Origin of the sequence: Streptomyces sp. NBC_01474 (assembly GCF_035918215.1) — a bacterium.
Classification (GTDB): Bacteria; Actinomycetota; Actinomycetes; order Streptomycetales; family Streptomycetaceae; genus Streptomyces; species Streptomyces aureus.
In genome coordinates this window covers 5,634,149-5,659,430 of the sequence record NZ_CP109449.1, presented here as the reverse complement: position 1 = coordinate 5,659,430, position 25,282 = coordinate 5,634,149, and the positions used below count along the sequence as shown (strand labels likewise).

The 25,282-nt window shown below is 69.8% G+C and carries 23 protein-coding genes and 1 tRNA gene; 17 read left to right on the top strand and 7 right to left on the bottom strand.

All coding sequences use genetic code 11. The annotated features are described in order from the left end of the window. Position 1: 1 nt before the first annotated feature. The 3 genes from OG758_RS25925 to OG758_RS25915 all read left to right on the top strand — a co-directional run bounded on the left by OG758_RS25925 (position 2) and on the right by OG758_RS25915 (position 3,310). Positions 2-1,402, top strand: a complete 1,401-nt coding sequence (locus OG758_RS25925) for a DNA primase family protein (RefSeq protein WP_326712163.1) — start codon at positions 2-4, stop codon at positions 1,400-1,402. 246 nt (positions 1,403-1,648) lie between these two features. Then, positions 1,649-1,837: a helix-turn-helix transcriptional regulator gene (locus OG758_RS25920; RefSeq protein ID WP_326712162.1), complete on the top strand. Its 189-nt coding sequence runs from the start codon at positions 1,649-1,651 to the stop codon at positions 1,835-1,837. Between the two features lie 66 nt (positions 1,838-1,903). Then, entirely contained in the window at positions 1,904-3,310 is a 1,407-nt protein-coding gene (locus OG758_RS25915) for a tyrosine-type recombinase/integrase (RefSeq protein ID WP_326712161.1), read from the top strand. Positions 3,311-3,446: 136 nt separating this feature from the next. Here the strand turns inward: OG758_RS25915 and OG758_RS25910 are convergent. Beyond that, a tRNA-Ser gene (locus tag OG758_RS25910) sits at positions 3,447-3,531 on the bottom strand. 61 nt (positions 3,532-3,592) lie between these two features. Then, positions 3,593-5,065, bottom strand: a complete 1,473-nt coding sequence (locus OG758_RS25905) for a S1C family serine protease (protein WP_326712160.1) — start codon at positions 5,063-5,065, stop codon at positions 3,593-3,595. 190 nt (positions 5,066-5,255) lie between these two features. Between OG758_RS25905 and OG758_RS25900 the strand changes: the two genes are divergently transcribed. From OG758_RS25900 to OG758_RS25890, 3 genes are all read left to right on the top strand, one after another. Next, positions 5,256-6,071, top strand: a complete 816-nt coding sequence (locus tag OG758_RS25900) for a glycerophosphodiester phosphodiesterase (protein ID WP_326712159.1) — start codon at positions 5,256-5,258, stop codon at positions 6,069-6,071. A 149-nt stretch (positions 6,072-6,220) separates the two neighbouring features. Next, positions 6,221-6,772, top strand: a complete 552-nt coding sequence (locus tag OG758_RS25895; protein ID WP_442810346.1) for an ATP-binding protein — start codon at positions 6,221-6,223, stop codon at positions 6,770-6,772. Positions 6,773-6,876: 104 nt separating this feature from the next. Then, a complete protein-coding gene (locus OG758_RS25890; protein WP_326712158.1) occupies positions 6,877-7,839 on the top strand; it encodes a DUF5926 family protein in 963 nt (320 codons plus the stop codon). Between the two features lie 229 nt (positions 7,840-8,068). On the opposite strand, the gene OG758_RS25885 is transcribed toward OG758_RS25890, so the two are convergent. Both OG758_RS25885 and OG758_RS25880 read right to left on the bottom strand, forming a co-directional pair. Next, positions 8,069-8,788 (bottom strand): hypothetical protein, encoded by a 720-nt coding sequence (locus OG758_RS25885; RefSeq protein WP_326712157.1) that lies wholly within the window; start codon positions 8,786-8,788, stop codon positions 8,069-8,071. 55 nt (positions 8,789-8,843) lie between these two features. Continuing rightward, positions 8,844-9,539, bottom strand: a complete 696-nt coding sequence (locus tag OG758_RS25880; protein WP_266562429.1) for a bifunctional DNA primase/polymerase — start codon at positions 9,537-9,539, stop codon at positions 8,844-8,846. Positions 9,540-9,997: 458 nt separating this feature from the next. Between OG758_RS25880 and OG758_RS25875 the strand changes: the two genes are divergently transcribed. After that, entirely contained in the window at positions 9,998-11,503 is a 1,506-nt protein-coding gene (locus tag OG758_RS25875; RefSeq protein WP_326712156.1) for a PP2C family protein-serine/threonine phosphatase, read from the top strand. 154 nt (positions 11,504-11,657) lie between these two features. Beyond that, positions 11,658-13,127: an aminopeptidase P family protein gene (locus tag OG758_RS25870; protein WP_326712155.1), complete on the top strand. Its 1,470-nt coding sequence runs from the start codon at positions 11,658-11,660 to the stop codon at positions 13,125-13,127. A gap of 81 nt (positions 13,128-13,208) precedes the next feature. Here the strand turns inward: OG758_RS25870 and OG758_RS25865 are convergent, their stop codons facing one another. Further along, positions 13,209-13,670, bottom strand: a complete 462-nt coding sequence (locus OG758_RS25865; RefSeq protein ID WP_326712154.1) for an ATP-binding protein — start codon at positions 13,668-13,670, stop codon at positions 13,209-13,211. A 216-nt stretch (positions 13,671-13,886) separates the two neighbouring features. On the opposite strand from OG758_RS25865, the gene OG758_RS25860 reads away from it, so the two are divergent. From OG758_RS25860 to OG758_RS25820, 9 genes are all read left to right on the top strand, one after another. Next, positions 13,887-14,693: a hypothetical protein gene (locus tag OG758_RS25860; RefSeq protein ID WP_326712153.1), complete on the top strand. Its 807-nt coding sequence runs from the start codon at positions 13,887-13,889 to the stop codon at positions 14,691-14,693. 148 nt (positions 14,694-14,841) lie between these two features. Continuing rightward, positions 14,842-15,603, top strand: coding sequence for a YcnI family copper-binding membrane protein (locus OG758_RS25855; protein WP_326712152.1), 762 nt, complete (start codon positions 14,842-14,844; stop codon positions 15,601-15,603). A gap of 104 nt (positions 15,604-15,707) precedes the next feature. After that, on the top strand, positions 15,708-16,406 hold the full coding sequence (locus OG758_RS25850) for an SCO family protein (protein WP_326712151.1): 699 nt from the start codon (positions 15,708-15,710) through the stop codon (positions 16,404-16,406). After that, the gene (locus OG758_RS25845) at positions 16,403-16,909 is read left to right on the top strand and encodes a copper chaperone PCu(A)C (RefSeq protein WP_326712150.1); all 507 of its coding nucleotides are present in this window, start codon (positions 16,403-16,405) and stop codon (positions 16,907-16,909) included. Before OG758_RS25850 ends, OG758_RS25845 begins: the two co-directional genes overlap by 4 nt. Positions 16,910-16,923: 14 nt before the next feature. Then, entirely contained in the window at positions 16,924-18,903 is a 1,980-nt protein-coding gene (locus tag OG758_RS25840) for a copper resistance CopC/CopD family protein (protein ID WP_326712149.1), read from the top strand. An 8-nt stretch (positions 18,904-18,911) separates the two neighbouring features. Then, positions 18,912-20,165 carry an iron uptake transporter deferrochelatase/peroxidase subunit gene (efeB, locus tag OG758_RS25835; RefSeq protein ID WP_326712148.1) on the top strand — a complete coding sequence of 418 codons (1,254 nt, stop codon included), beginning with the start codon at positions 18,912-18,914 and terminating at the stop codon, positions 20,163-20,165. 10 nt (positions 20,166-20,175) lie between these two features. Next, a complete protein-coding gene (gene pheA, locus OG758_RS25830) occupies positions 20,176-21,111 on the top strand; it encodes a prephenate dehydratase (protein ID WP_326712147.1) in 936 nt (311 codons plus the stop codon). A 686-nt stretch (positions 21,112-21,797) separates the two neighbouring features. Beyond that, positions 21,798-23,075 (top strand): serine--tRNA ligase, encoded by a 1,278-nt coding sequence (gene serS, locus OG758_RS25825; RefSeq protein WP_326712146.1) that lies wholly within the window; start codon positions 21,798-21,800, stop codon positions 23,073-23,075. Then, positions 23,072-23,896, top strand: coding sequence for an HAD family hydrolase (locus OG758_RS25820; protein WP_326712145.1), 825 nt, complete (start codon positions 23,072-23,074; stop codon positions 23,894-23,896). Before serS ends, OG758_RS25820 begins: the two co-directional genes overlap by 4 nt. A 326-nt stretch (positions 23,897-24,222) precedes the next feature. On the opposite strand, the gene OG758_RS25815 is transcribed toward OG758_RS25820, so the two are convergent. Both OG758_RS25815 and OG758_RS25810 read right to left on the bottom strand, forming a co-directional pair. After that, positions 24,223-24,447 carry an SGM_3592 family protein gene (locus OG758_RS25815; protein ID WP_326712144.1) on the bottom strand — a complete coding sequence of 75 codons (225 nt, stop codon included), beginning with the start codon at positions 24,445-24,447 and terminating at the stop codon, positions 24,223-24,225. Between the two features lie 114 nt (positions 24,448-24,561). Next, positions 24,562-25,281, bottom strand: coding sequence for an ABC transporter permease (locus OG758_RS25810; protein ID WP_326712143.1), 720 nt, complete (start codon positions 25,279-25,281; stop codon positions 24,562-24,564). Position 25,282: the final 1 nt, after the last annotated feature.

The window sequence follows — 25,282 nt, the reverse complement described above, 5'->3', positions numbered from 1 at the left end:
CATGAACGTCGAAAGCCTGGACGCCGAAGAGCTGCCCACGCCCTCCAACCCCATGGCCGTCGCCCGCCGCATCCTGCCCGACTGGAAGAACGAGGACGGACAGATGGTGTGCCGACGCTGGCGAGCCTCATGGATGCAGTGGAGCCACACCCACTGGCGCGAGGTCGACGAGGAACAGATCCGCAAGAGCATGTACGAGCGCCTGGAGCACGCCACCTACGTCGGAGTCAACAAGAAGGGCGACCCGGAGCCCCGGCCCTGGGCGCCGACGAAACCGAAGATCAGCAACCTTCTGGACGCGCTCGGCTCCATCACTCTGCTGCCCAACGACATCGACGCCCCCGACTGGCTCACCGACGACGACACGAGCGACTGGGGGCCCATCGTGGCGTGCACCAACGGCCTGCTGCGCATCAGCGACCGCGAGCTACTGCCCCACACCCCCAGTTTCTTCAACCACGTCTCCGTCCCCTTCGCCTACAACCCGACCGCCACCGCACCCGAGTGGCACCGCTTCCTCGCCGGCATCTGGCCAGACGCCCCCGACGCCATCGCCGCGCTACAGGAGTGGTTCGGCTACGTCCTATCGGGACGCACCGACCAACAGAAGATCCTGCTCATGGTCGGCGCCGCCCGCTCCGGAAAGGGCACCATCGCCCGCGTCATGAAAGAGCTGGTCGGCAAAAACAACCTCGCCGGCCCCACTCTCGCCGGGCTCGGCACCAACTTCGGACTGGCCACCCTCATCGGAAAACCCCTCGCCGTCATCGCCGACGCCCGCCTGTCCGGCAACAGCAGTCAGGTGGTCGAGCGGCTGCTGACCATCTCCGGCGAGGACACCATCGACATCGACCGCAAGTTTCGTCAGGCATGGACCGGCAAACTGCCCACCCGGATGATGATGCTGTCCAACGAACTGCCGCACTTCGGCGACTCATCCGGCGTCATCGCCCGCCGCTTCATCGTCCTCAACTTCACCCGGTCCTGGCTCGGGCAAGAGGACCACACCCTGCTGGACCGGCTCATCGCCGAACTGCCCGGAATCCTCAACTGGGCCTTGGACGGCCTCGCCCGCCTTCAGCGCACCGGTCGGATCACCGAACCGGCCGCCAGCCGGGACGCGGTCACCACGATGCAGGACACCGCCTCCCCAACGACCGCGTTCATCCGGGAGCGCTGCGCCACCGGGCCGGCGTACTCGATCCCCGTCGACAACCTGTGGTCGATCTGGCGCGAGTGGGCCGAGGACAACGGCGTGAAGCCCGGCAGCAAACAGGTCTTCGGCCGCGACCTCCAGTCCGCCATCCCCCAACTCACCGTCAGCCGCCCCCGCGACGGCGAAACCCGCATCCGCATCTACACCGGCATCACCGTCCCGCCTGCGTCCGGCGCCGCCGGATGAAGTAACGCCCACAATCCCCAAGACAGCGGACCATCGCGGACCACACACTCTGACCTGCACATTTCCCCGACCCCGATCGCGGACCATCGCGGACCACACCTCCAAGAGTGGTCCGCGATGGTCCGCACAACACCCCCTACAAAACCGCAGGTCAAACAGGGTGGTCCGCGATGGTCCGCGGTCCTCAGCATTGTGGCGCCAGTTTTCCCCCAGCCCACTCCCGACGCTTCCCCAAGGAGCCACGGAATGTCTCGCCAGCCGATGCTCAAACTCGCTGCCGTACTCGAAGAAATCGACATGAGCCGTGCCGCCTTCTACCGAATGCGCGCCCGCGGCCAAGCTCCCCGTCTCCGCAAGCTCCCGAACGGCCAGCTCCGTGTCAGCCGCGCCGACTTGGACGCATGGTGGGAGACCTGCGAGCAGAACGCCGCCTGACTTCGTCGTCGACCCGAGCCCGCCCCTGGCCTCTCAGGGGCGGGCTTTGCCTTGATCTGGAGAGACATGCTCACGTACGACGTCGTCGTCTGGTCCATCCGCCGCCGCTCCGGCCGCCCGAAGCCCTGGGAGGTTCGGTGGCGCGTAGGCGGGGAGGGGCATTCGAAGAGCTTCGCGCTCAAGCCGCAGGCGGATGGCCGCCGTTCACAACTCATGGAGGCTCTGCGCAAGGGCCAGCGATTCGACGAGGAAACCGGTTTGCCGGAAGCGGAGTTGGCCGCACTGGCAATGCCCACCTGGTACGAGCACGCCAAGGCGTACGCCCTGATGAAATGGCCAAGTGCGGCAGGAAAGCACCGCGCGAGTATCGCTGAATCACTGGCAGTTGTGACGCCCGTCTTTGTGCGCACCACTGCCGGGCAGCCGGACCCTCGAACGCTGCGCGCTGCGCTCTACCAGTGGGCGTTCAGGGCCGTGAAGCCCGAACGAGGCGACTGGGTGCCGCGCTGCGACACCGAGGCGATGCCTGAGGACATGGAGAAGGCGCTCGAATGGGTCGCCGCCAACTCTCTGAAGGTCAGTGAGGCGGCAAGGCCAGAGCACATCCGTTCCGCGTTCGCCGCCCTGTCCAAGAAGCTCAACGGTGCTTCGGCCGCCGAGAACACGGCCAACCGCAAGCGCATGGTCCTCAGCAACGCCTTTCGGTACGCCGTTGAAGAACGCGCGCTCTTGAACCGCCATCCGTTCCTCGCGGTCGACTGGACTGCTCCGTCCACATCCGATGAGGTCGACTTCCGATACGTCCCGGGCCCACAGCAGGCACGCCGGCTGCTCGGCTCGATCGCGGCGCAGGGTCCGCGCGGCGAGCACCTGGAGACGTTCTTCGGCGCGATCTACTACCTGGCTACCCGCCCCGGTGAGGCCGTCTCGCTCCGAGAGGACGACTTCACACTGCCGCCGGAGAGCGAGCCAGATGCCTGGGGCGAAGTGCTGGTCTCCGAGAGCCACCCGGAAGTCGGAGCTGGCTGGACGGACGGCGGGAAGTCTCACGACAAGCGCGGACTGAAGCACCGGGCCCGCAACGCCGTTCGTGCCGTTCCGATCCCCCCGGTCTACGTCCGGATGGTCCGCGCTCACGTCGCTCGCGGCGTGGCCCCGGACGGTCGGCTGTTCTGGGCCGCGCGCGGTGGCCGGGTCACCTCGAATGAGTACTGCGCCGTCTGGGACACGGCCCGTGAAGCCGTCCTCACCTCTGCTGAGGTGAAGTCCGGCATGGCCGCTGTGCCGTACTGCCTGCGCCATGCCGCGGTCTCCCTGTGGATCAAACAGGGCGTGGACCCGGTGGAGGTCGCGTACCGCGCCGGCCACAGCGTCGCGGTGCTCTACCGCTTCTACGCCAAGCTCCTGAAGGGCAGTTCGGCCCACGCCAACAGCCTGATCCAGAAGGGGTTGGAGGAGGCAGAAGGGCCCTGATCCTGGCCCACGTATGGCCCACACGCACTGGTCAGAGGCGGTACATCCCCGAATCAGGGTGAGACAGGCTAAGCGAAGAGGGCGTGACCCCGAACCGGGGTCACGCCCTCTGACCAGCGCTAACGCTGACCTGCTGCGGTGGGTGTGGGATTTGAACCCACGGTGACTCGCGCCACGACGGTTTTCAAGACCGTTCCCTTAGGCCGCTCGGGCAACCCACCCTCGCTCCGCCGGCGACCGGCGGAGCGAGGACCAGGGTAGCGGGTTCGGCCGGGAGTTCGGTCAGCTGTCGCCCTTGCGCTCGCCGAGAACCACGTCGACCGTGTGCTCCGCGCCGCCGCGCTTGTACGTGATCTTGACCGTGTCGCCCGGCTGGTGCGTCCAGATCTGGCCGATCAGGGTCGGACCGCTGTCGATCACCGTGTCGTCGAGCTTGGTGATGACATCGCCGGGCTTCAGGCCTGCCTTGTCCGCCGGGCCGTTCGCCGTGACCGCGGACGAGCCGCCCGCGCCCTGCTCGGTGATCTTCGCTCCGTCACTCTGCTCATCCAGCGCGACCGAGGCGCCGATCACCGGATAGACCGGCTCGCCCGTCTTGATGAGCTGCTTGGCGACGTTCTTCGCTTGGTTGATCGGAATGGCGAAGCCGAGGCCGACAGAGCCCGACTGGCCGGAGCCCCCGATGCCGCCGCTGCTCCCCGGCTGGATCGCCGAGTTGATGCCGATGACCGCGCCCCGCGCGTTGAGGAGCGGACCGCCCGAGTTGCCCGGGTTGATCGACGCATCGGTCTGCAGCGCGTTCATGTACGACGCCTTGCTGCTGCCCGAGCTGTCGCTGGAGGCCACCGGGCGGTTCTTCGCCGAGACGATGCCCGTGGTCACCGTGTTCGACAGGCCGAAGGGCGCGCCGATGGCGATGGTCGAGTCACCGACGGCGACCTTGTCCGAGTCGGCGAGCGACAACGGCTTCAGGTTCGACGGGGCGTTCTTCAGCTTGATGACCGCGACGTCGTAGCCCTGGGCACGGCCGACCACCTCGGCGTCGTACTTCTTGCCGTTCGAGAACGTGGCCGAAAGCTTCCCTCCGTCGGCTGCGGAAGCCACCACGTGGTTGTTGGTGAGGATGTGGCCCTGCGTGTCGTAGACGAATCCGCTGCCCGTGCCGCCCTCACCGTCGCTGCCCTCGGCCTCGATGGTGACGGTGCTCGGCAGCGCGCTCGCCGCGAGGCCGGCGACCGAGGATGGGGCGCGCTTGAAGTCGGCCGGGTTGTCCGAGGCGGAGACCGTCGTCGAGCCCGAACCACCGTCGTCGTTGCGCTCGGCCGCCCAGTAGCCGATTCCGCCGCCGACACCGCCCGCGATCAGGGCCGCCGCGACCACCGCGGCCAGCAGCCCGCCACGCCGGGGGCCCGGCTTGGGCTCCGGAGGCTGGTAGGAGGCGCCCCAGGAGTGCCCACCGCCGCCGCCGTCCGCGTACGCGGGAACGGCGGGCGGCGGAGGCGGCCAGCCACCCGAGGCCGCGTTCGCGGTCTCGGGCTGCCCGCCGGGTTCCGGTGCAGCCCCCGAGGCCGCGCCGGAACCCTCGTACGCCCCCGGCGCCGCGCCCTCGACCGGCGGCAACGCCGCGGTGGGTGCGTCGGCGGGCTCCGGAGGAGGTGCGGAACCGGCGGGTGCGGGAGTAGTGGGAGATTCCACCGGCACGGGAGGTGCGGACGGGGCCGGGGGTACTGAAGTGCCCTCGTTCTCGGTGCTCACAGCTCTTCTCCTCGATCCACGGCTGTACCAGCTGATTCCATCGTCATTGCTGTTTGTATGCGGTCAGTTTTTCCCACGGGACGTCAGGGCACCATAAGGCGTTCCTGTGTGTCCGGTGCCATCCTTTACGCCGGGTGAAACCGACGCATCCGCTGGGCGGCCCAGCGCCTCGCAATGGCACCATGACGCGGTGACTCTCGCACGACAGCAGCAGATCCAGGTCGTCGCCCACCGCGGAGCCTCCGACGAGGCCCCCGAGCACACGCTGGCCGCGTACAGAAGGGCCATCGAAGATGGCGCCGACGCCCTCGAATGCGATGTGCGGCTCACCGCGGACGGCCATCTCGTCTGTGTGCACGACCGCCGCGTCAACCGTACGTCGAACGGACGCGGAGCGGTGTCGGCCCTGGAACTGGCGGATCTCGCCGCCCTCGATTTCGGCTCCTGGAAGAACAGCGAAGCCAGCCGCACCAGCACGGAGGGCCCCGACTGGGAGGACACCTCCGTCCTGACCCTGGAGCGGCTGCTCGAACTGGTCGCCGACGCGGGCCGCCGCGTGGAGCTCGCCATCGAGACCAAGCACCCCACCCGCTGGGCCGGCCAGGTCGAGGAACGCCTCCTGATGCTCCTCAAGCGGTTCGGCCTGGACGCCCCGACCGGAGCCCCGGACGCACCGTCCCCAGTGCGCGTCATGAGCTTCTCGGCCCGCTCCCTGCACCGCATCCAGGCCGCGTCCCCTCACCTGCCGACGGTCTACCTGATGCAGTTCGTCTCGCCCCGCCACCGCGACGGCCGCCTCCCCAGGGGAGTGCCGATCGCAGGCCCGGGCATCCGGATCGTGCGCAGCCACCCCGGGTACGTGGAGAAGCTCAAGCGGGCGGGCCACCAGGTGCATGTGTGGACGGTCAACGAGCCGGAGGACGTCGACCTGTGTGTCGGCCTCGGCGTCGACGCGATCATCACGAACCGGCCCCGCGCGGTTCTGCACCAGCTCGGAAGGGGCTAAATCCGGCCATCGTCCTCACAGGGAGTGCTCCGGCGCGTTCGCTCCGTATTCGGTCGTTACGAGTGCGTCACTGAGCGTGGATTGGCCGGTTTCCGGTCCAGTCCATTGGGGCATTCACACCGTGGCGTGGGGCAAAGGAGGTCTCGGGGGTGGCGTTGGTGGTGGCACAGGAGGTGCCCACGTCGTCGAGCATGGCCGTACCCCATGGCCCTGCGGGCGTGGGCGAAGCAAGACACCGGATGCGTGATCAGCTGCGCGTCGGCGGGGTCTCGGAAGCGGTCATCGACGATGCCGTACTGATCCTTTCCGAACTGCTGAGCAACGCCTGCCGGCACGGCAGGCCGCTGGGCGACGACATGGCCGGGGACGGCGACGTCCGGGCCGCTTGGCGGGTCGATGCGCGGGGCTGTCTCACCGTCGAGGTGACGGACGGTGGTGGTCCGACCCGTCCGGTTCCGGCCACGCCCTCGGTCACCGCGCGCGGCGGCCGCGGGCTCAACATCATCTCGGCGCTCGCCGACGACTGGGGCGTACGGGACGACGCCCCCGGTGAAGTCACCGTCTGGGTGGTCGTGCACAAGGACGTGCGCTCCGAAGCCGAAACGCAGAGGCAGGGCGACTTCGCTACGCGCGTGGCGAGCCGCGCGCCCTCGGGCATGTCCGACCTCGATTTCGCCGACGCCTTCGAGGACTTGGGCTGAAACCCGCTCCGGCCCGGCGACCCGGCCTGTTCCCCGCCCCCGGCCGTACGAGGGGCTAGGCTCGCGCCCGTACGTACGAGAGCCGTAACCGGGAGACACCCAAGATGGCCAAGAAGCGCCCCCAGACCAAGGGCAAGTCGCACGTCAGCAACGGGGAGATCCCGGTCGTCGGCGCCCGTGAACCCTGCCCCTGCGGGAGCGGCCGACGGTACAAGGCCTGCCACGGCCGTGCCGCCGCGCACGCGGTGACCGAGCTGGTGCAGCGCCCGTTCGAAGGCCTCGCGGGAGAGGGTGACTGGATCGCGCTGCGCGAGTTGGTACCCGCCGCGACGGTGCGGCTCACCCTCAAGGAGAGCCTGCCGGACGGCGTTCCGTCCGTGACACTCGCGACGGTGCTTCCGATGGCGTGGCCCGCACTGCGCCGCGACGACGGCTCGGTCCTGCTCGGCCTGCAGAACGACACCTCGTCGGGCGACCTGAGCCGTGACCTCGCCGACACCCTTCAGCGCGCGCTCACCGCCGAGCCCGGTACGCCGGTGCAGGCGCGCCGCGCACCCGCCGAAGGCCCGCGTCTGCAGGACCTGCTCGACCCCGCGGCCGCCTTCGAGCCGGTCGTGCACACGGGATTCGAGTTCTGGGTGCCCGACTCGGAGAACGCGAGCCCGGAGGTCGCCGCCTCCCTGGAGCGGGCCAACGCGGCCGCCATCCCGACCGTGAAGCTGTCCGGTGTCGACGGCGCGTACTGGTGCGAGACGCCCGACAAGAACCACCTGCGCTGGGTCATGCCGCACCCCGAGGAGCGGCTGCTCGACGCGCTCGCCCGGCTGCACGCGGCCGGCACGTCCTCGCTCGGCGAGGGCACGCGCCTGGTCGGCTCGTTCCGCGCGCACGGTCTGACCGTTCCCGTGTGGGACCTGCCCACCGGGGTGAGCGCCGAGGATGTCGAGAAGCCGGCGGCCGAGTTCGCCGAGCGGCTCGCCACGGCCCTCGACTCCGAGGCGCCACTGACCGTCGAGGAGCGCAGGGCTCGCGGCGGCCTCACCAATCGACAGGTGACTCTCAGCTGACCGACCGGTCAGCCACAGGGAGCCCTCAGAACGGGTGACTCCGGTCACAACTCCCCGTAGCGGCAGGTAAATCCGCATACGAATAGCCGAGATCGAATTTGCTAACGGCCGATCTCTTGTTACCGTTCGAGTAGCCCGGTTGCTGGTGCATCCCCCGTCGCCAGCAACCGGGTCCTTGTTTTTCCGGGACTACCCCGTGGGCCTGTGCCCGGGGAATCGATCCGCTCGCTCAGCGTCCGGCCGGCGTCGGTGCGTTGCTTCCCGACCTGAGCAGCAGCGGCCCCGCGTCCCCGGCTCCCGCGAACTCCGCCACCGCCGAGTAGTCGCTCGCCTCACCCGAAGTGCGCTCCCGCGGCGTGTCACACGTCCCCGGTTCGTCCTGAGCACCCACCGCACAGTGCATCTGTACGGTGCGGCCTCCCGGCGCCATCAGGGTCAGCACGGAACTCAACGGCCCCCCTGTCGCGTTCCGGTAGTAGGTCCTCGCCCATGTGTCCCGCCCCTGGGTCAGTACGCAGGTCTGCGCCTCGATGCCGTCGGGAGAGGCGAGTTCGGGTCCGCACCGTGCTTTCGTGGCGATCCCGAGACCGGCGAGGAGGGAGGTGCCCGGCGGCCGCTCGTGAGACCGGCGCGCCTCGCCGGCCGTATCCGACGCCGGATTATCCGCTGCTGCCGTGTCCGATGCCGCGGCGGCCACCGAATCACTCGTACCTGCGCCCGGTTTGTCGTCGACCTTGTCGGCACTGCTCGTGCTGCCGGCGTGACCGGTGGCCAGTTCGCCGGAGTTGAGGTTGTCCTCCGCGGCGGTGTCGCCGACGGGGCCCGCGGACGCGCCCGCCAGCGGGAGGAGAACGGTCAGGACCACGACCGCGAGAAGACCGAGCAGACGGAGGCGCGAATGGGGTCTCCCCTGCTCGAGGCTGGTCGAGAGCCTGGGGAAGGAGGGCATGCGCCGAAGATATCGGCGCCGCCCCTTCGCACCCCTCGCCGCGCGCCCAATTCCCCTACAACTCGGGCGCGCTCACACCCGTACGAGTGAGGGCATCCACCACCGCGTCCACCACGGCCTCCACATCGGGCACCCAGGGTGCCGCGGAGCCGGGCAGCGGGGCGCGCTCCCAGCGGACCTGGCCGAGGCCGGTGTCGGACGGAGGCAGTGCCAGATAGCCGCCCTCGCCGTGGAAGCGCAGGGATCCCGGCACCCAGTCCTGGGCGTAGAGGAGCTCGCCCAGCTGCTCCATGGAGTAGGGCGCCACGAGGATGAAGAGACGATCCCTCGTGGCCACGACCGGGCCGAGCCTGATGTCCGTACGGTCGAGTGCCTTGAGGGCGCGGGCTCCGGCGACCGAGGGGAGGCTCACGGCGCAGGGGGCGCGGCCGCCGCTCGCGCCCGCACCGGCCCCCGTGGCCAGCACGATCGGCGCGGCCGGACGATTGGTCCACCACCAGCGGATCATGCGCTCGTCCGTGGTCGCGGCGAGCAGTCCCGGGTCGAAGGGGTGCGCGCCGGGCACCGTGCACTCCGGGTCGGGGCAGGCGCAGCTGACGCCGTCACGGCGCCCCGCCCCTACGAGCCCCACGCCCGGGAGCACGGGCCATTGCCATGCGGTCGCGAAGGTCAGGGCCGCGCTGAACTGATCAGACTTCCCGTTGTTTCGCCTGGACAGGAGCCTGCGTCGCCTTCCGAGGATCTCGCGCATGAGCGCTCGTTCCTTTCCGTAGACCGAAGAGAACGCTGTGGGCCATCACACCATGTGTCGATCACTTCACTGAGCGTACGTACTGGGAGCGCCGCACCCCAGCCTTGAGCAGGGGGAACCCCTATTGTCCGAGCGCCGGCCGCGTACTTGAAAAGCCTGGCGTGGGGTGGCGGCGCCTGGCGTTTGCCGTCGCGCGTGTTACTCGCCGTCTCTGCCACGGGAGGATGGGGCACGGTCGTCGGTGGTTAAGACGCCCGGGTCCGTCGCCAGGTTCCGGGTCGATCCCAACCGTCCCTGGCCTTCTCCGAGTACGTACCCATCACGACCGCTGTGACGCTCTGTCGAACAATGACAGTCGACCGCAATATGCCCTTACCCGAGGCACTTTTTGGCCAAGTTCGATCAGAGATCACTAATGCCGCACGGGCCTCCTGGACACCAGGAATCCCAGCAGGACAATGCTGGACATCCCCTCATCAGTGAGTGTAGATGTGGAGGCACTGCTGGCGGCGCAGAATCACATGGGGGTTTGCGATGCTATTGAGCAATACGCACCGGTCGGAAAGCCGGACACCATGACAGCCCCGCACTTTCCGAAAGTGGCTGGAATCGATTCTACGGTTCCCCCACCGGCACACACTGTCGCGCCCGCGTCACCCGAGCCCGCGCCTCCTTCCTCCCCCGGAGCCCCCGGAGCGCTGATCCAGGACCGGCTCGCCGGCTGGGTCTCCGACCTCACCACGCTGCACGAACTCACCGAACGCCTGGCCAGGACGGCCTTCATGGACGACGCCCTGCACGAGGTTCTCCGCGCCGGTGCCGCACTCGTCGGCGCGCGCCGCGGACTCGTCGTCCTGGAGCCCGCAGACGGCCTGGGCCCCGACACCACCGTGGGGCTCGGCCTCGCCCGCGCCGACCTCGGCCACATCGAGACGGTGCCGCGCGGCGCGACCTCGTACGGAAGGATCCTCGACCGCACGGACGGGACCGGCGAGCCCGAGGTGCACGCGGATCTGCTGTCCGAGGACGGGCTCGACCCGCGTCACCGCGAGGTCGCCGCCCGACTCGGCTACGCGGCGAGCTTCGCGCTGCCACTCGCGACGGAGGCGGCGGGCCGGCTCGGCGCCGCGGTGTGGCTCTACGACGAACCCGCCGAGCCCGTCGAACGCCAGCGCCATCTGGTCGGTCTGTACACGCGCTACGCCACCGAACACCTCGCGCGCCTGCTCGAACTGGAGCGGGCGCGCACCAAGTCCCGCACCATCGCGGAGGAGTTGCTGTCGCCGCGGCTCCCGCGGGTCGCGGGCGTCCAGCTCGCCGCCCGGCACCGCACGGGCCCGCGAGGCGGCGGCGACTGGTACGACGCGCTGCCGCTGCCCGAGGGCGCGCTCGGCCTCACCGTCGGCTCCGTCACCGGCTCCGGGGCGAGTGCCGTCGCCGCGATGGGCCGGCTCAGGGCCAGCCTGCGGGCGTACGCGGTGATGGAGGGCGAGGACCCCGTCGCCGTCCTGTCCGATCTGGAGCTGCTGCTCCGGCTGACCGAGCCCGCGCGCAGCGCCACCGCCCTCTTCGCGTACTGCGAGCCCGCCCTGCGCAAGATCGTCATGGCCGGGGCCGGGCACAGCCCGCCGCTGGTGATCGGCGAGAGACGCACCGAGTTCGTGGAGACGTCGCTGTCCGCGCCGCTCGGCATGCTGGCCTGCTGGGAGGCGCCGAGCGTCGAGTTCAGCCCCGAGCCCGGCGAGACCGTACTGATCTACACGGACGGCCTGCTGCACCGCACCGGTGACCCGATGGACCGCGCCTTCGCCCGCCTGCACGCGGCGGCCGCCGGCGTCCCTCGCACCATCCGCAACGACCCCGGCGCGATCGCCGACCACGTCCTGCACACCGTCCTGCCGGACGGGCTCGACGCCGCCGACAGCGACGAGGACGTCGTGCTGCTCGCCGCGCGCTTCGAGTGATTCCGGTGACCGGGGCGGTACGCCCCGTAGCCCCCGATGTAACAGGTCTTCCTGCCCTGGGCCCCCTTCCGTACGACCGTACGATGGAGGGGGTCCACCGTTGTACCCAGGCCGCACCCTTGGCCGTTCCCAGGGCCGTATCTAGGAGGAAGACGTGTCGGAGGAGCTCACCCCGGAGAACCCGGAGATCTCTCAGACCGAGAGCGACGAGCCGATCAAGCAGCGCAAGAACGGCCTGTACCCGGGCGTGTCCGACGAGCTCGCCGAGAGCATGAAGTCCGGCTGGGCCGACACCGAGCTGCACGGCCTCGAGCCGATCGCGCAGGCGTCCGAGACGGCCGCCCGCCGCGCCGCCCTCTCCGCGCGCTTCCCCGGTGAGCGCATCGTCGTCCCCGCGGGCAACCTCAAGACCCGCTCGAACGACACCGAGTACGCCTTCCGCGCCTCGACCGAGTACGCGTACCTGACCGGCAACCAGACGGAGGACGGCGTCCTCGTCCTCGAGCCGACGGCCACCGGGCACCACGCGACGATCTACCTGCTGCCGCGCTCCGACCGCGAGAACGGCGAGTTCTGGCTCGACGGCCAGGGCGAGCTGTGGGTCGGCCGCCGCCACTCCCTCACCGAGGCCGAGCAGGTGTACGGCATCCCCGCTTCCGACGTGCGCGAGCTCGCCGGCAAGCTGGCCGAGGCCACCGGTCCGGTCCGCGTGGTGCGCGGCCACGACTCCGGCATCGAGGCCGCCCTCGCCGACAAGGTCACCCGCGAGCACGACGAAGAGCTGCGCGTCTTCCTCTCCGAGGCCCGCCTCGTGAAGGACGCCTTCGAGGTCGGCGAGCTGCAGAAGGCCGTCGACTCGACGGTCCGCGGCTTCGAGGACGTCGTGAAGGTCCTCGACAAGGCCGAGGCCACCAGCGAGCGCTACATCGAGGGCACGTTCTTCCTGCGCGCCCGCGTCGAGGGCAACGACATCGGCTACGGCTCGATCTGCGCCTCCGGCCCGCACGCCTGCACGCTGCACTGGGTCCGCAACGACGGCCCGGTCCGCTCCGGCGACCTGCTCCTCCTGGACGCGGGCGTGGAGACGCACAGCCTCTACACCGCCGACATCACGCGCACGCTGCCGGTCAACGGCCGCTACACCGAGCTCCAGAAGAAGATCTACGACGCCGTGTACGAGGCCCAGGAGGCCGGTATCGCGGCCGTGAAGCCGGGTGCCAAGTACCGCGACTTCCACGACGCCGCGCAGCACGTGCTCGCCGAGAAGCTCGTCGAGTGGGGCCTCGTCGAGGGCCCGGTCGAGCGCGTCCTGGAGCTCGGCCTCCAACGTCGCTGGACGCTGCACGGCACCGGTCACATGCTCGGCCTCGACGTCCACGACTGCGCCGTCGCGCGCACGGAGACGTACGTGGACGGCACGCTGGAGCCCGGCATGTGCCTGACAGTCGAGCCCGGTCTGTACTTCCAGGCCGACGACCTGACTGTGCCGGAGGAGTACCGCGGCATCGGCGTCCGGATCGAGGACGACATCCTCGTGACCGAGGACGGCAACCGGAACCTCTCCGCCGGTCTGCCGCGCCGCTCGGACGAGGTCGAGGCGTGGATGGCTCAGCTCAAGGGCTGAACCACGCGCGCGTAGAGACGCGTTTGCGAAGTGGCCGGGCACGGCGGGACGGTGCCCGGCCGCTGTCGTGTCCGGAGGGGGTCAGGCGGAGACGAGGGGCGCGTTCTCGCGCCACTTGAGCACCTTGTCGAAGCTGACCATCGCGCCGCCCCTGCCCGGTCTGTTGACGAAGTGGACGTGGTCCGCGAGCTCCTGGATGAGACAGAGCCCGCGGCCGTGCTCGGCGTGGTCGGGGGCGGGCTTGAGCAGGGTGGTGCCGCGGCCGCGCAGGGCCGGGAAGCCGGGACCGGAGTCGGCGACCTCGATGCGACAGGTCTCACCCTCGAGGTAGGCCGTGACCCGATAGGCGCCCGCAGGATCGTCGGGGTCCGGATCGCCGCCGTGCTCGACGGCGTTGGCACACGCCTCGGTGAGCGCGACGGACAGGTCGTACGAGACGTCGGGGTCCACGCCCGCGGTCTCCATGGTGTCGATCAGCAGGCGCCGGGCGAGCGGTACGCTCGCGGCCTCGCGACGCAGGTGCAGAGACCACCAGATGCTCATGCTCCAGCCTCCAGGCCGCGGCTCGACATACCGATACGTATTGCCGCAACGGCCCCTGTGCAATCGCACGCTTCGCGTGATACCGCCCATACGGCGGACGCGCGGACCGCTTGCGGCGGTGTACGGAGTCGGCCGCAAGGGGGCGTGGCGGAAGATTCCGGACCTTGCGGACCTGCCGTATGAGGCGGGTAAGGCCAGTGCGATGATGAGCCCGCCATGTCTGCCCCCCACCAGCGCGAGGCGCGCACCGGAACGGATGTCCGGCTGCTGAGGGCCGCGGTGTTCACCGCGGTCTGCGTCGCGTTGTCCGCGGCCGGACATGTGCTCGCCTCGTGTGCCACCGTCCCCCTGTGGACGCTGGGCGTCGGGTTCCTCGCGGTGTTCGCCGTCGCGGCGCCGCTCGCCGGGCGCGAGCGCTCGCTGCCAGGCATCGCCGCCGCTCTCGCGGTCGGCCAGACCGGTCTGCACACCCTCTTCGGAGTGGGCCAGCACGGCACCATGACGATGGCGCAGACCGCCCAGGAACCCTCGGTCGTGGAGCGCGCGGCCCGGCTCATGTGCGGCACGGGCATGGCGGCGATCAGCCCCGCGCAGGCGCAGAAGATCCTTTCGGACGCCGGCGTCGAACCCGGTTCCGGGACGGCCATGCACCACCACGCCGTCACCGAAGCGGCCACCTCCATGCCGCTGCTGCCGTCCCTGCCGATGCTGCTCGGGCACCTGCTCGCCGCGGTCGTCGCGGGCTGGCTGCTGCGCCACGGGGACCTCGCTCTCGGCCGGCTCGTCCGCCTCTCGGCGAACTCGGCGCATGGAGTCGCCCAGGGGGCGCTCGTCCGTTCTCTGCGCGCTGCTCTCGCTCTCGTACGCGCCCTCAGGGCGGGCCTGCCCGGGGCTTCCGAAGCCGCGCCCCACGTGGTGCCCATCGAGCTCCTCGCACCACTGCCCCTGCACACGACGGCACTTCAGCACTCGGTGATCAGGCGCGGCCCGCCCACGGGCGACGCGTTCCGTCTCGCTGCTTGACACGACACACGTACTCCACGCGGTGCCCCTGTACGGGTTCCCGCACAGCACGGAGGAGTGTCGTGCGGCACGCGCGCGTGCCCCTTTGCCGGTGCGCGCACTCACCGTTCGCCTGATCCCGCTGAACCCGAGTGGAGTGGTTTCTGCCATGAAGAAGATTTCCCGCGTCGCCGTAGTCGGTGCCGGCGCCGCGTCCGCCGTCCTGGTGCTCTCCGTCCCCGCCTTCGCACACGTGAGCGTGCAGCCGGAGGGCGTCGCCGCCAAGGGCGGATACGCCGTCGTGAACTTCAAGGTGCCGAACGAGCGCGACGACGCCACGACCACCAAGGTCGAGGTCAACTTCCCGACCGACCACCCGCTGGCCTCGGTCATGCCCGAGTCCATCCCCGGCTGGACCGCCAAGGTCACCAAGTCCAAGCTCGACAAGCCGCTGGAGATGCACGGCGAGAAGATCGACCAGGCCGTCTCCCAGGTCACCTGGACCGCCGACGGCTCGGGCAAGGACAAGGGCATCCAGCCCGGCTTCTTCCAGAAGTTCCCGCTCTCCATCGGGCAGCTGCCCGAGGACACGGACGAGCTCGTCTTCAAGGCGATCCAGACGTACGACAACAAGGAAGTCGTGCGCTGGATCGAGCCGCAGGCCAAGGGCCAGGAGGAGCCGGAGAACCCGGCGCCCACCCTGGAGCTCTCGGCCGCGACCGAGGACCACCACGGCGGCGCTGCGGCCGACGACAGCGCCACGTCGGGTGACGACAAGGCGGCCACGGCCGCCTCCTCGTCCGACAGCTCCTCCGAAGGCTCTTCCGGCAGCGACACCACCGCACGCGCCCTCGGCATCGCCGGCATCGTCGTCGGCGCCGCCGGCGTGGCCTTCGGCGTGCTCGCGGGACGCCGTCGTACCAACAGCTGAACAAGCCGCGGGTATGCACCGGGGCCGTCGCAGGCGGCGGCCCTCCGCGGCCGCCGGCCGGCCCCGGTGCACACCGGCCCGCCTCACATCTGGGACATTTTTCTATGCGCTCTCCCCGTAAGACCCCGCACACAGCTCCTCGCCAGGCCCTTCGCAAGAAGACGCTGCTCGCCGCCGGTCTCATCGCCGCGGCGTCGCTCACCCTCTCCGCCTGCGGCAGTGGCGACGACGGCAACAAGCCCGTCGCCGAGGTCTCCGCCGAGACCGGCTCCAACAAGGCCGCGACCGTCCTCGACACGCCCTTCAAGAAGCCGGACCTCGTCCTCACGGACACCCACGGCAAGAAGTTCGACCTGCGCGAGCAGACCAAGGGCAAGCCCACGCTGATCTACTTCGGCTACACCCACTGCCCCGACGTGTGCCCCCTGACGATGAGCAACATCGCCGTCGCCAAGAAGGCGCTGCCCAAGGCCGAGCAGGACAAGCTCCAGGTCGTCTTCGTCACCACCGACCCGGACCGCGACACCGCGCCCGTCCTCGGCAAGTGGCTCAAGGCTCAGGACCCCGACTTCATCGGCCTGACCGGCGACTTCGCCACCATCCAGGGCAGCGCCCGCACCCTCGGCATCTCCGTCGAGCCGACGCAGAAGGACAAGAACGGCAAGCTCGTCTCGATGCACGGCACGCAGGTCATCGCCTTCTCGCCGAAGACCGACGCCGGCTACGTCCTGTACGGCGAGGACGCCACCGTCGACGACTACACCAAGGACCTCCCCAAGATCATCAAGGGGGAGCAGCCGTGAGGCGTACACCGCTCGCCCTCGGCGCCACCGCGCTGGCGGCCGGACTCGCCCTCACGGCCTGCGGCTCCGGCGACTCGTCGGCCTCGGCGTCCTCCGGCAAGCCCGCGGTGAAGGTCGGCGGGGCGTTCATACCGGCGCCCGCGGGCGGCGACATGGCGGCCGGCTTCTTCATCGTCCACAACAGCGGCGGCGCCGACACGCTCACTTCGGTGACCAGTGCCATCGCCCAGCAGGTCACCCTCCACAGCACCAAGGGCGGGGTGATGAAGGAACAGAGGTCCTTCCCCGTACCGGCCGACGGCGAGCTCGACTTCGAACGCGGTGGCAACCACCTCATGTTCGAAAACCTGAAGCAGACGCCCAAGGAGGGCGACAAAGTGTCGGTGGAGCTGCACTTCGCCAAGTCCGGCACCGTCACGGTGACCTTCCCGGTGAAGGCCGCCACCTACAACCCGACGGCGAAGTCGGCGCACTCGTCGATGTCGTCGCACACGTCGCACTGAGGGGCTGACCGTTCGTGAAGACCATCGCTCCCCGCTTCCGGCACCTGTTGCTGCTGCTCCTCGCCGTCACCGGCGCCCTCCTCGCCGGCGCCGCGCCCGTCTCCGCGCACGCCGCGCTGACCGGGAGCGACCCGAAGCAGGGCGCGGTGGTCGAGCAGGCCCCCACCCGGGTGTCCCTGACCTTCTCCGAGGAGGTCGCGATGTCCGACGGCTCCGTACGGGTCCTGGACCCGGCCGGGAAGCGCGTCGACACCGGGAAGACGACCGACCTCGGCGGCACGACCTACGGCGTCCCCCTCCACTCCGGGCTGCCCGACGGCACGTTCACCGTCGCCTACCAGGTCGTGTCGGCCGACAGTCACCCCGTCTCCGGGGCGTTCACCTTCTCCATCGGGGCCCCTTCCAAGACCACCGCGGCCCTGCCCGACCAGACCGCGGGCGGCGGCGTCGTCGGCGGGCTCTACGGCGTCGCGCGGTACCTGTCCTACGCGGGCTTCATCCTCACCGTCGGCGGCGCGGCCTTCGTCCTCGCCTGCTGGCCGCGCGGAGCGGGTGTCCGCCCCGTGCAGCGGGTCGTGGTGGGCGGCTGGATCACCCTCACCGGCGCAACCCTCGCCATGCTCCTGATGCGCGGCTCCTACACGGGGTCCGGCGCGGTCGGTGACATCTTCGACCTCACCCTCCTCGGGCAGGTCCTGCAGACCAAGTCGGGCGCGGCCCTGGTCTCACGGCTCCTGCTGCTGGCCGCCGCCGCTCTCTTCATCGCCGTGCTCTTCGGCGCGTACGAGAAGCGGACCGACCCCAAGGAGAAGAAGGACCTCACCTTCGGGCTCGCGATCGGCGGCGCGGTCGTCGCCGCGGGCCTCGCCGCGACCTGGGCGATGGCCGAGCACGCCTCCACCGGCATCCAGGCCGGACTCGCCATGCCCGTCGACGTACTGCACCTGCTCTCGGTCGCGGCCTGGCTCGGCGGGCTCACGACCCTGCTCGTCGCCCTGTACCGGGCGCCCTCGATCGAGGCCAGGGCCGTCCGGCGGTTCTCCCGGGTGGCGTTCTGCGCGGTCTGCACGCTGGCCGCGACCGGGCTCTACCAGTCCTGGCGTCAGGTCGGTTCCTGGTCGGCGCTCACCGGCACCCGTTACGGGCAACTGCTGCTGCTCAAGATCGGGCTCGTCGCCGTCATGGTCGGCGTCGCCTGGATCTCGCGGAAGTGGACGGGACGCCTGTCGGAGGGGCTCGCCCCGGAGGCCGCAGCAACCACCGTGATCGAGGAGCGCACGCGGTCGGAGGAGGCGGTGACTGTACCGACGGGTGGCGCGTCGAAGGGGTCGTCGTCGGGGGACGCCGGGGCTGATGCGGGTTCCGGCTCCGGAGCCGGTGTCGACGGCACCAGTGCCGATACGGGCTCCGGAGCAGGTGTCGACGGCAAGCGGTCCGCCCAGCTCGCCCGGCAGCGCGCCGCGCTCGCCACCGCCCGTGACAAGCGCATGCGGGACGCCGACCCGGGCCGCTCCGGACTGCGCCGCTCCGTACTCACCGAGGCCGGTGTAGCCGTCGTCCTGCTCGTCGTCACCACCGTGCTCACCTCCACCGAGCCGGGCCGCACCGAGGAGGAGGCCAAGGCCGTCACCGCGGCGGCCTCCCAGCGGTCGGGGCCGCTCTCCCTGAAGCTGCCGTTCGACACGGGCGGCCAGGACGGCGAGGGCACGCTCCTCCTGGACATGGATCCCGGACGCACCGGCAGCAACGACATGCACGTCTATGTGGAGCGCCCCAACGGCAAGGTGTTCGACATCCCCGAGGTGAAGGTCTCCTTCACCCTCGCCGCGAAGAAGATCGGCCCTCTGCCGGTCGTTCCCGACCACATCGCCACCGGCCACTGGAGCGCGAGCGGCGTACAGATCCCCGTGGCGGGCGACTGGAAGATCGCGGTCACCGTGCGCACGTCCGACATCGACCAAGTGACCGTCAACAAGAACGTGAAGATCGGCTGAACCACACCATGGCTGACTCCGAGAACCGGATCGACTCCGGCATCTCCCGACGTCGACTCCTCGGTACCGCGGGCGCGACAGGCCTCGCCCTGGGCGCCGTGGGCGGCGCCGCCGGGTACGCGACCGCGTCGTCGAACTCCCCCGACGCCGCCGCGTCGCTGACCTCCCTCGGCGCGGACCGCGTGATGTTTCACGGGAAACATCAGCCCGGCATCACGTCCCCGATGCAGTCCCGCGGGCATCTGATCGCCTTCGATCTCGCGCCGGGAGCCGGACGCAAGGAAGCGGCGGCCCTGATGCGCCGCTGGTCGGCCACCGCCCGGCGGCTGATGGCCGGCGAGACGCTCGGCGACTCCGACACCGACGTCGCCCGCGACGCCGGCCCTTCCTCGCTGACGCTCACCTTCGGCTTCGGCCACAGCTTCTTCTCCCGCACGGGGCTGGAGAAGCAGCGCCCGACGGCTCTCGACCCGCTGCCCGACTTCTTCTCCGACCACCTCGACAAGGCCCGCAGCAATGGCGACCTGTGGGTGCAGATCGGCGCGAACGACGCGCTGGTCGCCTTCCACGCCCTGCGCGCGGTCCATCGGGACGCGGGGGAAGCGGCCCGGGTGCGCTGGCAGATGAACGGCTTCAACCGCTCGCCCGGGGCCACCTCCCACCCCATGACCGCCCGCAACCTCATGGGCCAGATCGACGGAACGAACAACCCGAAGCCGGCCGACGCCGACTTCGACAAACGGATCTTCGTCCCCGCTTCGGGCGACCCCGCCTGGATGGCCGGCGGCTCGTACGCCGTCGTACGACGCATCCGCATGCTGCTCGACGATTGGGAGAAGCTGTCGGTGAAGGCACAGGATGACGTCATCGGACGCAAGAAGTCCGACGGCGCGCCCCTGACCGGCGGCGCCGAGACCACGGAGCCGGACCTGGAGAAGACCGGCGCCGACGGCAAGCTCGTCATCCCCATCAACGCGCACGCCCGAATCACCCGGCCCGACCAGAACGGCGGCGCGGCGATGGTCCGTCGCCCCTTCTCGTACCACGACGGCATAGGCCACGACGGGGTGCCGGACGCCGGGCTGCTCTTCATCTGCTGGCAGGCGGACCCCCTGCGCGGCTTCGTCCCGGTGCAGCGCAAGCTCGACCGGGGAGACGCCCTGTCGGACTTCATCCGTCACGAGTCGAGCGGGCTGTTCGCGGTGCCCGGCGGGGCAGGCGAGGGCGAGTACGTGGGGCAGGCGTTGCTGGAGGCCCATTAGGGTGACCAATATGTCAGCCAGCTACGCGTATCTCGGTCCCCAGGGCACCTTCACCGAGGTTGCTCTGCGCACGCTCCCGGAGACCGCCACCCGGGAGCTCGTCCCGATGGTGTCCGTGCCCGCTGCACTCGACGCCGTACGCAACGGCGAGGCCGAGGCCGCGTTCGTGCCGATCGAGAACTCCGTCGAGGGCGGCATCACGACCACGCTCGACGAACTGGTGGCCGGCGAGCCGCTGATGATCTACCGCGAGGTGCTGCTCTCCATCACCTTCGCGCTGCTGGTCAGGCCCGGTACGCAGGTGTCGGACATCAAGACGGTGACGGCCCACCCGGCGGCCCAGCCGCAGGTCCGCAACTGGATGAAGTCGAATCTCGCCGAGGACGTAACGTGGGAGTCCGCGGCGTCGAACGCGGATGGCGCGCGCCTGGTGCAGGAGGGGCGCTACGACGCGGCGTTCGCGGGCGAGTTCGCGGCCGAGCGCTACGGGCTGGTGCCGCTGGTCACCGAGATCCACGACGCGGAGAACGCGCAGACGCGGTTCGTCCTCGTCGGCAAGCCGGCCCGCCCCGCGGCGCCCACCGGTGCGGACAAGACCTCCGTGGTCATCTGGCAGCGAGACGACCACCCGGGCGCGTTGCTCGAACTGCTGCAGGAGTTCGCGGTGCGCGGCGTCAACCTGATGCTGCTGCAGTCCCGGCCGACCGGTGAGGGCATCGGGAACTACTGCTTCGCCATCGACGCGGAGGGCCACATCTCGGACCGCCGCGTGGGCGAGGCACTGATGGGGCTCAAGCGGGTCTGCCCGCAGGTGCGCTTCCTGGGCTCGTACCCGAGGGCCGGGGTCACTGTGGCGGACGTCCGGACTCCGCGGACGGGAACGTCCGACAGCGACTTCATGGCGGCGTCCGACTGGCTCGCACGCTGCCAGGACGGCCGTTTCTGACGCCTTCGGGTTCCAGGTCGCGGCCCTCTTCGGACATACGGGTTCTGATGGCTTTCCGGCGTCTTCGGGCGCCGGATTTCGACGTTCCGAGAACCAGTCCTACCTGCAGATTTTCGCCATCCACAGAAGTTATCCACAGGTGCGCTTCTCGACCTGGGGACAAGTCGACACCATCTCGCTACATGGTCGACAAATCGCTCCACAGCCCCCAAGTCCGTCCACAGGAGCACACGTCACCCCTCGTCCACTCTTTTCCTTTGATCAACTCTATAGAGCGAACCATTTCCACTCGAAAGTGCGTGTGAGATGGGTTTCGATCAGGAATCCTTCGCCGCACATGCGGCTTTCGGAACGATCTCTTCCGGTGTCCACAGATCTTTCGCACAGCCTGTGGATAACTTTTCGGAGAGCCGCACCCCTGTGGACAACCCCGCACTCAAGTCCCGCTGCACACAAGGGGATTTGGTCAAGCGGCCGTGCCGCGTCTGCCCCATTTCGGGGAATGGGGCCCTTTTCATTGACCGGCGACCACGGCCCCCGCCCGGCCCCGAGAAGATCCATTTCGGCCATGCGCCCCGCCACGCGTGACCTCGTATTGCCGAATTCATATTCCGGCATTTCGGTCATAAGGTAACGCACGGGATATCGGTTCGTGCGGTGGAAGCGCGCACCGGTAGCCTTGAGGGGTGATTGACCTTCGCCTGCTCCGTGAGGACCCCGACCGTGTTCGCGCCTCCCAGCGCGCCCGTGGAGAGGACGTCGCACTCGTCGACGCCCTGCTCTCCGCCGACGAGCGGCGCAGGTCGTCCGGGCTCCGCTTCGACGAGCTCCGTTCCGAGCAGAAGTCGCTCGGCAAGCTGATCCCCAAGGCCTCCGCCGACGAGAGGCAGGAGCTCCTGAAGAAGACCGGCGAGCTCGCCGCCGCCGTCAAGAGCGCCGAGGCCGAGCAGCGCGAGGCCGACGAGGAGACCCAGCGCCTCGCCCTCCTGCTGGGCAACATCGTGCACACGGACGTCCCGGTCGGCGGCGAGGAGGACTTCGTCGTCCTCGAGACGCACGGCACGATCCGCGACTTCGGCGCCGAGGGCTTCGAGCCCAAGGACCACCTGGAGCTCGGCGAGGCGCTCGGCGCCATCGACGTCGAGCGCGGCGCCAAGGTGTCGGGCTCGCGCTTCTACTACCTGACGGGCGTCGGCGCGCTCCTCGAACTCGCCCTGGTGAACGCGGCGATCGCGCAGGCCACCGAGGCCGGCTTCATCCCGATGCTGACGCCCGCACTGGTGCGCCCGCGCGCCATGGAGGGTACGGGCTTCCTCGGCCAGGCCGCGGAGAACGTGTACCACCTGGAGAAGGACGACTATTACCTGGTCGGCACGTCCGAGGTCGCGCTCGCCGGGTACCACATGGACGAGATCCTCGACGCGGACAAGCTGCCGCTGCGTTACGCCGGCTTCTCGCCGTGCTTCCGCCGCGAGGCCGGTACGTACGGCAAGGACACCCGGGGCATCTTCCGCGTGCACCAGTTCGACAAGGTCGAGATGTTCTCGTACGTCGCCCCCGAGGACGCCGAGGCCGAGCACAAGCGGCTTCTGGAGTGGGAGAAGCAGTGGCTGACCGGCCTTGAGCTGCCCTTCCAGGTCATCGATGTGGCGACGGGCGACCTCGGTTCCTCGGCCTCGCGCAAGTTCGACTGCGAGGCGTGGATCCCGACGCAGGGCAAGTACCGCGAGCTGACCTCGGCGTCGAACTGTGACGGCTTCCAGGCCCGCCGCCTGTCCATCCGGATGCGCGACGGCAAGAAGGTGCAGCCGCTGTCGACGCTGAACGGCACGCTGTGCGCGGTGCCGCGCACCATCGTGGCCATCCTGGAGAATCACCAGCAGGCCGACGGCTCCGTGAGGGTGCCCGAGGTACTGCGTCCGTACTTGGGGGGCCGAAAGATCCTGGAGCCGAACAACAAGTGAGCCACCCTGCTCCGCTCGATCACCCCTTCCCGTACAAACTCGTCGCGACCGATCTCGACGGGACGCTCCTGCGGCCCGACGACACGGTCTCCGAGCGGACGCGTGAGGCGCTCACCGCGGTCACCGCGGCGGGCGCCGCCCACATCATCGTGACCGGGCGGGCCGTGCCCTGGACCCGGCACATCCTCGACGACCTCGGCTACGAGGGCCTCGCGGTGTGCGGGCAGGGCGCGCAGGTCTATCACGCCGGCGAGCACCGGCTGCTGACATCGGTGACCCTCGACCGGCAGCTGGCCGGTCTCGCGCTCTCCAAGATCGAGGCGGAGGCCGGGCCGCTGGCTCTGGCCGCGAGCCGTGACGGCCTCGAGGGCGAGGTCATCGTGGGGCCCGGCTACCAGGTGCAGGAAGGCCCACTGCCGGTCATCCCGTTCACGGATGTCACCGAGCTCTGGAAAGCACCGCTGAACAAGGTGTACGTGCAGCACCCCGGCATGACCGATGACGAGCTGGCCGCCGTGGCGCTGGCCGTGGCCGGTGATCTGGTGGGCGTCACGATGGCCGGCGAGGGCATCGTCGAGCTGCTGCCTCTCGGTCTGTCCAAGGCGACCGGTCTCTCGCTCGCCGCGCGCCGGCTGGGCGCGAAGGCGGCCGACACGATCGCTTTCGGCGACATGCCCAACGACATCCCGATGTTCGGCTGGGCGGCGCACGGCGTGGCGATGGCCAACGCCCACGCGGAGCTCAAGGCCGTCGCGGACGAGGTCACGACGTCGAACGCGGACGACGGCATCGCGGTGGTTCTGGAACGCCTGCTGGGCTGACGGCCTGCCGTCGGCGCGGCCGTCTGCGGCTGCCGTTCCCCTGAGGGGCGCGGCATCGAAAAGTCTGGGTGGGCGGCCCGCGCATCCGGAAGGTGCGCGCTCGAAGCGGCCGCCCCGGGCAGCCTCCCCGTGAGCCGGCTCGTACGGAGTGAGTAACTACTCCGGAGCCTGCCGTGGGCTGCCCTGCCGGGAGCTCGACGGAATCTTGACCGACATCGTCTCGCTCCTCTCCCAGCAGGCGGGCGCCGTGCGCGGCGCGGTTACAGAACTACTGTGCCCTTACTGGGAGTTGGGTGCCACCGAATAAAACCGGGCCTGGCACGCGGCTAGCGTCTGCGCCACTTGCGGCGTCGGGCGCGGCTGAAGAACCAGCCCGCGGGGGGCTTGTCCGAGCGCCACGGCTGGGGCTCGGGGGACTCGTTCCGCCACCGGGCGGCGAGCATGCGGGCCCGCGCGGAGGGCTCCGTGGTCTCGGCGGACCGTATGAAGTCCTCGTCGAAGGTCACGTCCTCCCACGTCTCGTCCCGCTCGTGCTCCGGATCCGCCGCCATCTCCACTCCTCCTGGAACGGGTCACCCTCCTGGGGAACGGTTCGCTCTCCTGGAAAACAGGTCACCCTCCCGACCAGTGTCCTGATGGGAGGGTGAAGCCGCTGTCAAGAGCCGTCACTCCTCGCCGGCGAGCTTCAGCGTGCGCAGCTTCTGGCCCGCGTACCAGGTGGCGAGGACCGTGACCCCGGCGAGCAGGACGGTGGCGAGGGGCAGGCTGACGTCCGAGGTGATCAGGTCGCCGCCCGCCACCTTGTGGGCCACGGCGAGGGACCACTGCTGCACGCTGAGGGTGCGCGCACCGGCCACGAGCGACCCGAAGAGCGCCTCCCAGACCAGGGCGTAGACGAGGCCGAAGACCACCGCGTGGCGCGTGATCGTGCCGAGGAGCAGGAAGAGCGCGGCGTACGCGATGGAGGCGACGAGGGCCGCGATCGTGTAGGCGACGGCGATCTGCTGCCCGTTCCCGTTCAGGATCAGGCCCGCGATGAGCGTGGGGACCGCGGAGAACACCATCGTCACGGCGATGGCGACGATCAGCTTGGTGAAGATGATCGTCGGACGCTTGATCGGCTTCGCGAGGAGGTAGACGACGGAGCCGTCGTCGATCTCGGGGCCGATCGCGCCCGTGCCCGCGATGACGCCGATGATCGGCACCATCGTGGCGAGCGCGAACCCGCCCAGGACGTCGGCGGCGATCTGGTCGTCCGCTCCGGTGAGGCCGCGAACGAGCGCGGAGATGGCGATGAGCAGGACGGGCAGGGCACACAGGATGAGGGCCCGGCGGCGGCCGAGCAGGGCTCGGTAGGTGAGCCGGGCGACAGTGGGGTCGTACATC

What these genes read in the sequence shown, in the direction of transcription:
- OG758_RS25875 (WP_326712156.1), top strand. Translation starts at nt 9,998, where the DNA reads ATGCTGGACATCCCCTCATCAGTGAGTGTAGATGTGGAGGCACTGCTG.
- OG758_RS25815 (WP_326712144.1), bottom strand. Translation starts at nt 24,447, where the DNA reads ATGGCGGCGGATCCGGAGCACGAGCGGGACGAGACGTGGGAGGACGTG.
- OG758_RS25880 (WP_266562429.1), bottom strand. Translation starts at nt 9,539, where the DNA reads ATGCGCGAGATCCTCGGAAGGCGACGCAGGCTCCTGTCCAGGCGAAAC.
- OG758_RS25915 (WP_326712161.1), top strand. Translation starts at nt 1,904, where the DNA reads ATGCTCACGTACGACGTCGTCGTCTGGTCCATCCGCCGCCGCTCCGGC.
- OG758_RS25920 (WP_326712162.1), top strand. Translation starts at nt 1,649, where the DNA reads ATGTCTCGCCAGCCGATGCTCAAACTCGCTGCCGTACTCGAAGAAATC.
- OG758_RS25925 (WP_326712163.1), top strand. Translation starts at nt 2, where the DNA reads ATGAACGTCGAAAGCCTGGACGCCGAAGAGCTGCCCACGCCCTCCAAC.
- efeB (WP_326712148.1), top strand. Translation starts at nt 18,912, where the DNA reads ATGGCTGACTCCGAGAACCGGATCGACTCCGGCATCTCCCGACGTCGA.
- OG758_RS25865 (WP_326712154.1), bottom strand. Translation starts at nt 13,670, where the DNA reads ATGAGCATCTGGTGGTCTCTGCACCTGCGTCGCGAGGCCGCGAGCGTA.
- OG758_RS25850 (WP_326712151.1), top strand. Translation starts at nt 15,708, where the DNA reads ATGCGCTCTCCCCGTAAGACCCCGCACACAGCTCCTCGCCAGGCCCTT.
- OG758_RS25890 (WP_326712158.1), top strand. Translation starts at nt 6,877, where the DNA reads ATGGCCAAGAAGCGCCCCCAGACCAAGGGCAAGTCGCACGTCAGCAAC.
- OG758_RS25860 (WP_326712153.1), top strand. Translation starts at nt 13,887, where the DNA reads ATGTCTGCCCCCCACCAGCGCGAGGCGCGCACCGGAACGGATGTCCGG.
- OG758_RS25810 (WP_326712143.1), bottom strand. Translation starts at nt 25,281, where the DNA reads ATGTACGACCCCACTGTCGCCCGGCTCACCTACCGAGCCCTGCTCGGC.
- OG758_RS25855 (WP_326712152.1), top strand. Translation starts at nt 14,842, where the DNA reads ATGAAGAAGATTTCCCGCGTCGCCGTAGTCGGTGCCGGCGCCGCGTCC.
- pheA (WP_326712147.1), top strand. Translation starts at nt 20,176, where the DNA reads ATGTCAGCCAGCTACGCGTATCTCGGTCCCCAGGGCACCTTCACCGAG.
- OG758_RS25885 (WP_326712157.1), bottom strand. Translation starts at nt 8,788, where the DNA reads ATGCCCTCCTTCCCCAGGCTCTCGACCAGCCTCGAGCAGGGGAGACCC.